Origin of the sequence: Pseudoduganella sp. RAF53_2, assembly GCF_052113985.1 — a bacterium.
Lineage (GTDB): Bacteria > Pseudomonadota > Gammaproteobacteria > Burkholderiales > Burkholderiaceae_D > Rugamonas.
On record NZ_JBFRDW010000302.1, the window covers coordinates 1 to 8,031 of the forward strand.

The 8,031-nt window shown below is 58.6% G+C and carries 11 protein-coding genes; 1 reads left to right on the forward strand and 10 read right to left on the reverse strand.

Annotated elements, in window-relative coordinates; translation table 11 throughout:
• The first annotated feature begins 86 nt into the window (after positions 1–86).
• On the forward strand, positions 87–506 hold the full coding sequence (locus tag AB4Z11_RS18115) for a hypothetical protein (protein WP_442026652.1): 420 nt from the start codon (positions 87–89) through the stop codon (positions 504–506).
• A 39-nt stretch (positions 507–545) separates the two neighbouring features.
• On the opposite strand, the gene AB4Z11_RS18120 is transcribed toward AB4Z11_RS18115, so the two are convergent.
• From AB4Z11_RS18120 to AB4Z11_RS18165, 10 genes are all read right to left on the reverse strand, one after another.
• Complete coding sequence (locus AB4Z11_RS18120; RefSeq protein ID WP_442026653.1) at positions 546–1,391, reverse strand: sigma-70 family RNA polymerase sigma factor; 846 nt, start codon at positions 1,389–1,391, stop codon at positions 546–548.
• Positions 1,392–1,397: 6 nt separating this feature from the next.
• Positions 1,398–1,703, reverse strand: coding sequence for a putative quinol monooxygenase (locus AB4Z11_RS18125; RefSeq protein ID WP_442026654.1), 306 nt, complete (start codon positions 1,701–1,703; stop codon positions 1,398–1,400).
• Between the two features lie 74 nt (positions 1,704–1,777).
• A complete protein-coding gene (locus AB4Z11_RS18130; protein ID WP_442026655.1) occupies positions 1,778–2,239 on the reverse strand; it encodes a YciI family protein in 462 nt (153 codons plus the stop codon).
• Between the two features lie 13 nt (positions 2,240–2,252).
• Positions 2,253–2,696: a hypothetical protein gene (locus AB4Z11_RS18135; RefSeq protein ID WP_442026656.1), complete on the reverse strand. Its 444-nt coding sequence runs from the start codon at positions 2,694–2,696 to the stop codon at positions 2,253–2,255.
• A gap of 55 nt (positions 2,697–2,751) precedes the next feature.
• Positions 2,752–3,366 carry a GNAT family N-acetyltransferase gene (locus AB4Z11_RS18140; RefSeq protein ID WP_442026657.1) on the reverse strand — a complete coding sequence of 205 codons (615 nt, stop codon included), beginning with the start codon at positions 3,364–3,366 and terminating at the stop codon, positions 2,752–2,754.
• Complete coding sequence (locus AB4Z11_RS18145; protein ID WP_442026662.1) at positions 3,330–3,599, reverse strand: lysozyme inhibitor LprI family protein; 270 nt, start codon at positions 3,597–3,599, stop codon at positions 3,330–3,332. Before AB4Z11_RS18145 ends, AB4Z11_RS18140 begins: the two co-directional genes overlap by 37 nt.
• 286 nt (positions 3,600–3,885) lie before the next feature.
• On the reverse strand, positions 3,886–6,009 hold the full coding sequence (gene pnp / locus AB4Z11_RS18150; protein WP_442026658.1) for a polyribonucleotide nucleotidyltransferase: 2,124 nt from the start codon (positions 6,007–6,009) through the stop codon (positions 3,886–3,888).
• Positions 6,010–6,176: 167 nt separating this feature from the next.
• Positions 6,177–6,446 carry a 30S ribosomal protein S15 gene (gene rpsO / locus AB4Z11_RS18155; RefSeq protein ID WP_442026659.1) on the reverse strand — a complete coding sequence of 90 codons (270 nt, stop codon included), beginning with the start codon at positions 6,444–6,446 and terminating at the stop codon, positions 6,177–6,179.
• A gap of 185 nt (positions 6,447–6,631) precedes the next feature.
• Positions 6,632–6,913 carry a hypothetical protein gene (locus AB4Z11_RS18160; protein WP_442026660.1) on the reverse strand — a complete coding sequence of 94 codons (282 nt, stop codon included), beginning with the start codon at positions 6,911–6,913 and terminating at the stop codon, positions 6,632–6,634.
• A gap of 162 nt (positions 6,914–7,075) precedes the next feature.
• Positions 7,076–7,984 (reverse strand): bifunctional helix-turn-helix transcriptional regulator/GNAT family N-acetyltransferase, encoded by a 909-nt coding sequence (locus AB4Z11_RS18165; protein WP_442026661.1) that lies wholly within the window; start codon positions 7,982–7,984, stop codon positions 7,076–7,078.
• Positions 7,985–8,031 lie beyond the last annotated feature (47 nt).

Consider the following 8,031-nt stretch of genomic DNA (forward strand, 5'->3'; position numbering starts at 1 on the left):
GTTATATTGATGAGGATATCCAGAAAAACGCAGCTGCATTGCCTGAAGCGACGATTATTACTGTCGCAATACGTTAGGAGGCCGCCATGCGACGGCTTTCGACTCTGCTCGCTTGCGGCCTGCTGATCGGCAGCGCCACGGCTCAGGAGACGGGCGGCACCGACCGGGTGCTCGTCCCCGCCGCACGATCCAGTGCGAAACCATACTTTCTCTGGCCTGACGATCTGGCCGATTACAAGGGCGAATACTATTTATCCAACGGCAAGCGGATGTACATCAACCGCATTGGCCGGCGCTTGTATGCACACATCGGCAAGCAGAAAGAACATGAAATCCGGCCGACGGGCGAACACCTGTTCGAAGCCATCGACGGAACCATGTCCCTGAACATCGTCATCTCAAGACAAGGCTACGTTAGTGGGCGTATCGCCTACATCGACGAAGAAGCCTCCCCAACCACGGCGAACTACCCGCCGCTGGTCTTCGTCTCGCTGGCCGCACGCTAGGCGTGGACAAAAGCCGCCAGGGCTTGTGTACTGGCGGCTTTAATTCAGCCGCATCCAGTCAACCGCTTCCATCGCATAGGGCGCGAACAGGAAATCGCGGATTGCGGTGATCTCATTGCCGCGCCAGTCGATCAGCACGAAGGCCGTCGGCTTTTCCGCTGCGCCGTCAAACACCAGCATTGCCGGACGCCCTTCGACCGCGCCCAGGGCAAAGCGCCACCGCGTCTCTTCCGAATAACGCGTGAAGTAGCGCTTGATGCTCTCGCGGCCTTCGAGTTTGRGCCTGTTCACCAGATCGAGTTTCACATCCTCGGCCAGCATGGCGCGGATCGCATCGAAGTCGCCGCTCTGGAACAGTTGAACATAGTTGGTGAGCTTTTCGCGGCTGTCCTGAGGCATCAGCGGCACGCGCGTATCGTCCGGCTGTTTGGCCAGTTCGCGCAAGGCGACCCGGCCGCGCTGCAGCGCCGACTTGGCGGCAGCTGGCGTGCAATCGGCGATGGTGGCGATTTCTTCGACCGAATGTCCCAGCACATCTTTCAGGATGACCGCGCAGCGCTGCAGCTCAGGCAGCTGCAGGAAGGTCTGGAAACCGACCATCAGGATTTCCGCTTCCGGCGGCGTTTCGGCTTCAATGTCCTCGGTGAGCGGAACCACATTGCTGCGGGCGCGCCTGCGCAAGAAGTCGAGGCTGGTGTTATGGGCTATGCGCATCAACCAGCCTCCGATATTCTCCACCTCTGCGCCCTCCTCCCGCGCCTGCAAGGCTTTGATCAGCGCATCCTGCAGCACATCCTCGCCGTCGACGGAAGACCCGGTCATGCGCGCGCAATAGCGGTGCAGCCGTGGCCTCAATTCCTGCAAGCGCTGTTCGAAGTCTTCCATTGCCCCTCACCTCACTTCATTGAAAACGGTCTCGCCCATCATCGACTCAAACTTTGCCAGCTCGGCGATTTGCGGAAAATAGGCCTTCATCCGTGCGTCAGCCCGCATCGCTTCAACCGCGTCCGGCGACTCCCACTCCGAATAAATGACGACACTCGCCCCATCCTTCGCCGCAATCAGGCGGCTCGTCTTCCATCCGCCAAGCGTGCTGACCACGCTCTCGATATTCCGCTTCAACAGCRCCACCAGCGCCGCCTGGTTCGCTGGGTCCACCTTCAGATTATTGATGAGAACAACAGATTGGTTTGCCATGATGTGCCTCCTTTAATGTAGACACAGCTAAGACGAACCAGCGCAGCAAAACGGATCGCGAAGCGCAAAAAAATTTATTCTTTGCCCGGCTTGATGATTTTGGAATGGGTCTGGTTAACGCCCATCAGCGCCGCGGAGCCAAAGTGGGCATGGTATTCGGCTACCATTTCGCCTTTGATGATGACCGGGTCGGTGGCCACAAGCTTTCTGGCCTCGTCGATGCTGTCGACCGCGAAAATGAAAATCCCGCGCGCACCCTCGACGCCATCCAGCGGCCCGGCATAGGCAAGCTTGCCTTCGTTGGCCAGGCGCTGAATATTGGCCATGTGGCCAGCAAACATCTCGGTGCGTTCCTGGCCGGCCGGCACCTTGTTCGGCCCTGTGCGCAGCACAACGAATACATATCGGCGCATGCCGTGATCGTCAGCGCCAAGGGACCTGGCCAGTTCCGCATCATATGCCGGTGGTGTTGGAGTCTGGGCTTGCGCCGAAAAGGCCAGTACCAACAGCGCCAATGCCGCGAAGATCTTTTTCATTGTTATCCCCTTTTTATGGTTGATCCAACAGATGAACGACCGCCTGGGCAAATGCGTCATAGCCGTCGCCATCTCTCGCGCACACAAACTTAACATAGTCGCGCAACACGGCCTTCTGCTCTGGCGAAAGCAGCCCGATCACACGGGGTCCTTGTCCCAACCAATACAGCACCCGCTCGACATTGGTGTCCGACGCCACGGGATCTTCTATGTCAGCGATAAGATAAGCCGGCAGGAAGTATGCAAACGCCTGCTCGGTGAAGACATTCGGCGCAAAGTCCAGGGCGCGCAAGCGCGTTGCACTGTGTCCGTGCCACGACTTTCCCGCGAAGTAAGCGGCGACGCCCTCATCCTCATTTGTAGGGCGCGAGATATTCTGCCGGTCCGGCGGCACAGCGTCTTGCCACGCTGCTTTGATGCGAATGATAAGGTGGTGGGATTCGAGCATTTTCTGCACGGTCATTCCCCTATTGGCTTATGTTGCGATAACTGGGCGACAAGAGAATAGCATGCTATGTCTCGCGCCAGTCCTCAGCCAATAAGGAATACTGCAATAAGTCGTGATGCCTGTTGCCCCAGTATGCAACTTGCCGAAGGCGCCCTTCTTCAACAAAGCCAAGCTTCATCAACAGCGCGAGCGATGGCAGATTCCGCTCGTGAACCTGCGCTTCGACGCGATTGAGCGCCATGGCATTAAAGCCCCAGTCAAGCATCGCTTCCAGTGCCTCACGTATGAGGCCTTGACCGGTTGCAGCGCGGGACAGCTCATAACCAATGCTGCACTTCTTCCAGTTCCGGTTCCAGGCGAAGAGACCGCAAGTACCGATAAGGCCCGGCTGCCCCTTCAGCTCAATCGCCCAACGCGTACCAGGATTCGGCTGCTGGCGCCAACCGGCGAACAATTTGATCAGACCCAGCGCGCCGTCAACATCCTGCAAGGGATCGTTGCCGAACCACTGCATATGCTCGGCGTCGGAATGAATCGCAAACAGCGCCGCTGCATCGCGCTCAGTGATCTCCCGCAGGTAAAGGCGCGGTGTCTCGATAGTTGGAAATTCGGACATTGGTCCTTTCGCTTTAGCCTCGCCGATCAGAGTTTGCTGTTCATGCAGCCTGCGCTCGTGCATTCGCGAAGGCGATCCTGAAGGAAGCGCGAACGTTCAACGGTTGATGTGGTCGCGCAGTCGAGGTTCACATAGAAGCCTTTCGGATCGCGCTTTGAGCAGTTCTGATTCCGCGACTCGATCCACGCAAGCTGGCTGGTCTTCAAGGACTTCTTACCGTTGTCATCCAGCTTGGCGTTCAGCTTTTTGTAGGTATCGTTCAGTTCCTTAGCGGCTTCTTGATAGATTTTAAAAATCCGATTAACAGCGAGAACACCAGGTTCTTCATGTTTGCCCCGTTAAATTATGTCCAAAAAGCCGGCGTATCATAGCCGCCTTAGTGCTGAACAAAACTCTCCAAAAATAACCAGCTGGCCAATCGACCGCGCTGAACAGAGGGCAGCAACCTAACTTGAGGGGCAAGTCTAATTCGCGCTAAGACCTGGTTCGGCGAAAAGATCCATACAACTGGTGTCGCGCCGCATCGGCAATAAAAAAACCGCCAGGCTTGCGCGCTGGCGGTTTTGGGGGAGCGGAGCTCGATTACTGTGCAGCGGCAGCAGCAGCTTCTTCAGCTGCGGCTTTCATCGACAGTTTCAGGCGGCCGCGGTCGTCGGTTTCCAGAACCTTGACGCGTACTTGCTGGCCTTCTTTCAGGTAGTCGGCAACGGCGTTCACGCGCTCGTTGGCGATCTGAGAGATGTGCAGCAGGCCGTCTTTGCCAGGCATAACCTGAACGATGGCGCCGAAGTCCAGCAGCTTCAGGACGGTGCCGTCGTAGCACTTACCCACTTCCACGGAAGCGGTCAGTTCTTCGATGCGGCGCTTGGCTTCCTGGCCAGCGGCTGCGTCAACGGACGCGATGGTCACGATGCCTTCGTCGGTGATGTCGATCTGCGTGCCGGTTTCTTCGGTCAGCGCGCGGATCACGGCGCCGCCCTTGCCGATCACGTCACGGATCTTCTCTGGGTTGATCTTGATGGTGATCAGGCGTGGTGCGAAGTCGGACAGCTCGGTCTTCACAGTCGGCATGGCCTTCTGCATTTCGCCCAGGATGTGCTGGCGGCCTTCTTTAGCCTGTGCCAGTGCAACCTGCATGATTTCCTTGGTGATGCCCTGGATCTTGATGTCCATCTGCAGCGCGGTAATGCCGTTGGCGGTACCAGCTACCTTGAAGTCCATGTCGCCCAGGTGGTCTTCGTCACCCAGAATGTCGGACAGAACGGCGAAGCGGCCGCCTTCCTTGATCAGGCCCATCGCGATACCGGCCACGTGGGCTTTCATCGGCACGCCGGCATCCATCAGCGCCAGGYAGCCGCCGCAGACGGAAGCCATGGAGGAGGAACCGTTGGACTCGGTGATTTCGGATACCAGGCGGATCGAGTAGGAGAACTCTTCCTGCGAAGGCAGCGCAGCAACCAGTGCGCGCTTGGCCAGACGGCCGTGGCCGATTTCACGGCGCTTCGGCGTGCCAACACGGCCGGTTTCGCCGGTGGCGAACGGCGGCATGTTGTAGTGCAGCATGAAGTCGTCGGTGTACTCGCCCATCAGCGCATCGATCTTCTGCGAATCGCGGGCGGTGCCCAGAGTCGCTACGACCAGTGCCTGGGTTTCGCCGCGGGTGAACAGGGCGGAACCGTGGGTACGTGGCAGCACGGAGGAACGGATCGAGATCGGACGCACGGTCTTGGTGTCGCGGCCGTCGATACGTGGCTCGCCTTCCAGGATCTGCGAACGCACAACCTTGGCTTCCATTTCGAACAGGATGTTGCCGACTTCAACCGAGTCAGGCGCTTCAGCGCCGTGGGCGGCAGCTTCGGCAGCCAGGTCAGCCTGCACTTCGGACGACATGGCGCGCAGCTTGTCGGTACGGGCTTGCTTGTCCTTGGTCTGGTAGGCTTCGCGGATCTTGGCTTCAGCGAAGTGCGCCACGCGGCCGATCAGGGCTTCGTTCTTGGCTGGCGCGGTCCACACTTGTTCAGGCTTGCCGCCATCGCGCACCAGTTCATGGATGGCGTCGATCACGACCTTCATCTGCTCGTGGCCGAATACCACGGCGCCCAGCATGATTTCTTCGGACAGTTGCTGTGCTTCGGATTCAACCATCAGCACGGCGGATTCGGTACCAGCCACCACCAGATCCATCTGGGAGGTCTTCAGCTGGGACGCGGTCGGGTTCAGGATGTATTGGCCGTTTTCGAAGCCAACACGGGCGGCGCCGATCGGGCCGTTGAACGGTACGCCAGCCACGCACAGGGCAGCGGAAGCACCGATCATGGAAGCGATGTCCGGATCGATTTCAGGATTCACCGACAGAACGTGCACGATCACCTGCACTTCGTTCATGTAGCCCTCTGGGAACAGAGGACGGATCGGACGGTCGATCAGACGGGAAGTCAGCGTCTCCTTTTCGGAAGGACGGCCCTCACGCTTGAAGAAACCGCCAGGGATTTTGCCCGCTGCGTAGGTCTTTTCCAGGTAGTCAACCGTCAGGGGGAAGAAGTCCTGGCCTGGCTTGGCGTCTTTACGCGCCACCACGGTTGCCAGCACGACGGTGTCGTCAACGGACACCATCACGGCGCCGGAGGCCTGGCGAGCGATTTCACCAGTTTCCAGGGTCACGGTGTGTTGGCCGTACTGGAAGGTCTTCGTTACTTTGTTAAACATGGGTAATCCCTTTCTATTTGCCGACAGATTTTCAGGAGCTGTCGTTGCACCTCACCACGGACGGCTTGTGGCCGTCTTTACTGCAATAAATACAACGTCTTAAAAGGCAAAATGCCTGCGGCAGCAAACTGACGCAGGCATTTTTTTTAAACCGGGTAACGCAAGAATTACTTACGCAGGCCGAGTTTAGCGATCAGGTCGCGATAACGGTTTGCGTCCTTGTTCTTCAGGTAGGACAGCAGGGACTTACGACGGTTCACCATCTTGATCAGGCCACGACGGGAGTGGTGGTCTTTGGTGTGCTCTTTGAAGTGGGTGTTCAGCTCGTTGATACGTGCGGTCAGCAGAGCAACTTGCACTTCTGGGGAGCCGGTGTCGTTTTGAGCACGGGCGTTATCCGCGATGATAGCGGCCTTGTTGATGTTTTCAACAGTCATGATTTACCTTTCACATGCGATGTACGGAGTCGTAACCCTGCACATCGTGAACTACGTTAATAAAGCTCCAGCCGGATGGCCAGACGCGGAAGTATAACCGTATTAGGCTTTCATGGCTACGGTTTATGACTAGAATTAGGCTCATGAAGGCCAAAACCTCCGCTATCGTTGCCATTCTGGCACTTTTACTGGCCGGCTGCGCCACTGCGCCCTCCAATCCCGCCGATTTTTCCCCGCGCACCGACGCCGCCTTCGCCGGCATTGCCCTCGGCAAGGACACGAAGGATACCATCCGCGCCACCTTCGGCCCGCCGGACGAAACCACCTACCTCGCCCTGCGCGACCTGCAAGTCTGGAGCTACCGCTACCGCCAGCAGGACGTGTGGTACTCCATGATGCACATCCACTTCGACCGCAACGGCATCGTCCGCGAACTCCAAAGCGGCCCCGTGATCCAGCGCGAACATGACAAGCACCAATGCTCTTTCACCGACCGGGAATTCCGCCTTGGCCGCACGTCAGAGCTGGCGGCCCAGCTCTGGCGATCTGTCACGCCGGGTGCACGTGGCCGGCGCGTAAAGCCGCCGGCGCTCCCCTGGCCCATACTCACAAATGTGTTACGTCCCCATTTAAAGGTGGCGGGCCCAGGTCTGGCCGATGAGGTCTTTGCCGAAGCTGTGGTGGGCTTCTTCTTCGATCAATTCGAAGCCGGCTTTTTCATAGATGCGGCGGGCGTCGGTGAGGACGCTGTTGGTCCACAGGATCATCTTTTGGTAGCCGGCCTGGCGTGCGAAGCGCAGGCATTCTTCGACCAGGCGGTGGCCGATGCCGAGGCCGCGCGCGCTGGGTTCCACGTAGAGCAGGCGCAGTTTGGCGGTGTGTTCGTCATGGCGGACCACGAAGATGGAACCGGCTATCTTGCCGTCCTTCTCGGCGATCCAGCAGTGCTCGGATTTCGGATCGTATTCGCGCAGGTATTTGGCGACGATCTCGGCGACCAGCGCTTCAAATTCGGAGGTCCAGCCATACTCCTGCGCGTACAGCGCGCCGTGGCGATGCACGATCCAGCCCATATCGCCCGGCTGCGGATCGCGCAGCAAATAACTCGGCGCGGACTCGTTCAGCAAACTCTGGATCTGCCCCATGGCGTCGATCAGCTGATGCTGCTCCGGCGCCGACAGCCGCGCCAGCATGGCTTGCACTTCCCGCCGCGAGGTGTCGTTCAGCGGCGCAAACGTGTCCCTGCCCTGCTCCGTCAGACGCAGTTCCGCGACGCGCGCGTCGGCGGCCGAGCGCGTCTTGGCGATCAGGCCCTTGCGGACGAAACCGGCAATCACGCGGCTCAAATACCCTGCGTCCAGACCCAGTTCGCGGCAGAGGTCGGTTGCCGTCAGCGATGGGCGGTTCGCCAGCTCGTACAGAATGCGCACCTCCGTCAGCGAAAACTCGCTGCCCAGCAGATGCTCATGGAGCACGCCAATCTGACGGGTGTAGAAACGGTTGAATCGGCGAACGAGTTCAGCGCGGTCATCGAGCATGGCAAACCTCATTAGTAGCTTTAAGCAGATTATTACTTGACTTAAGC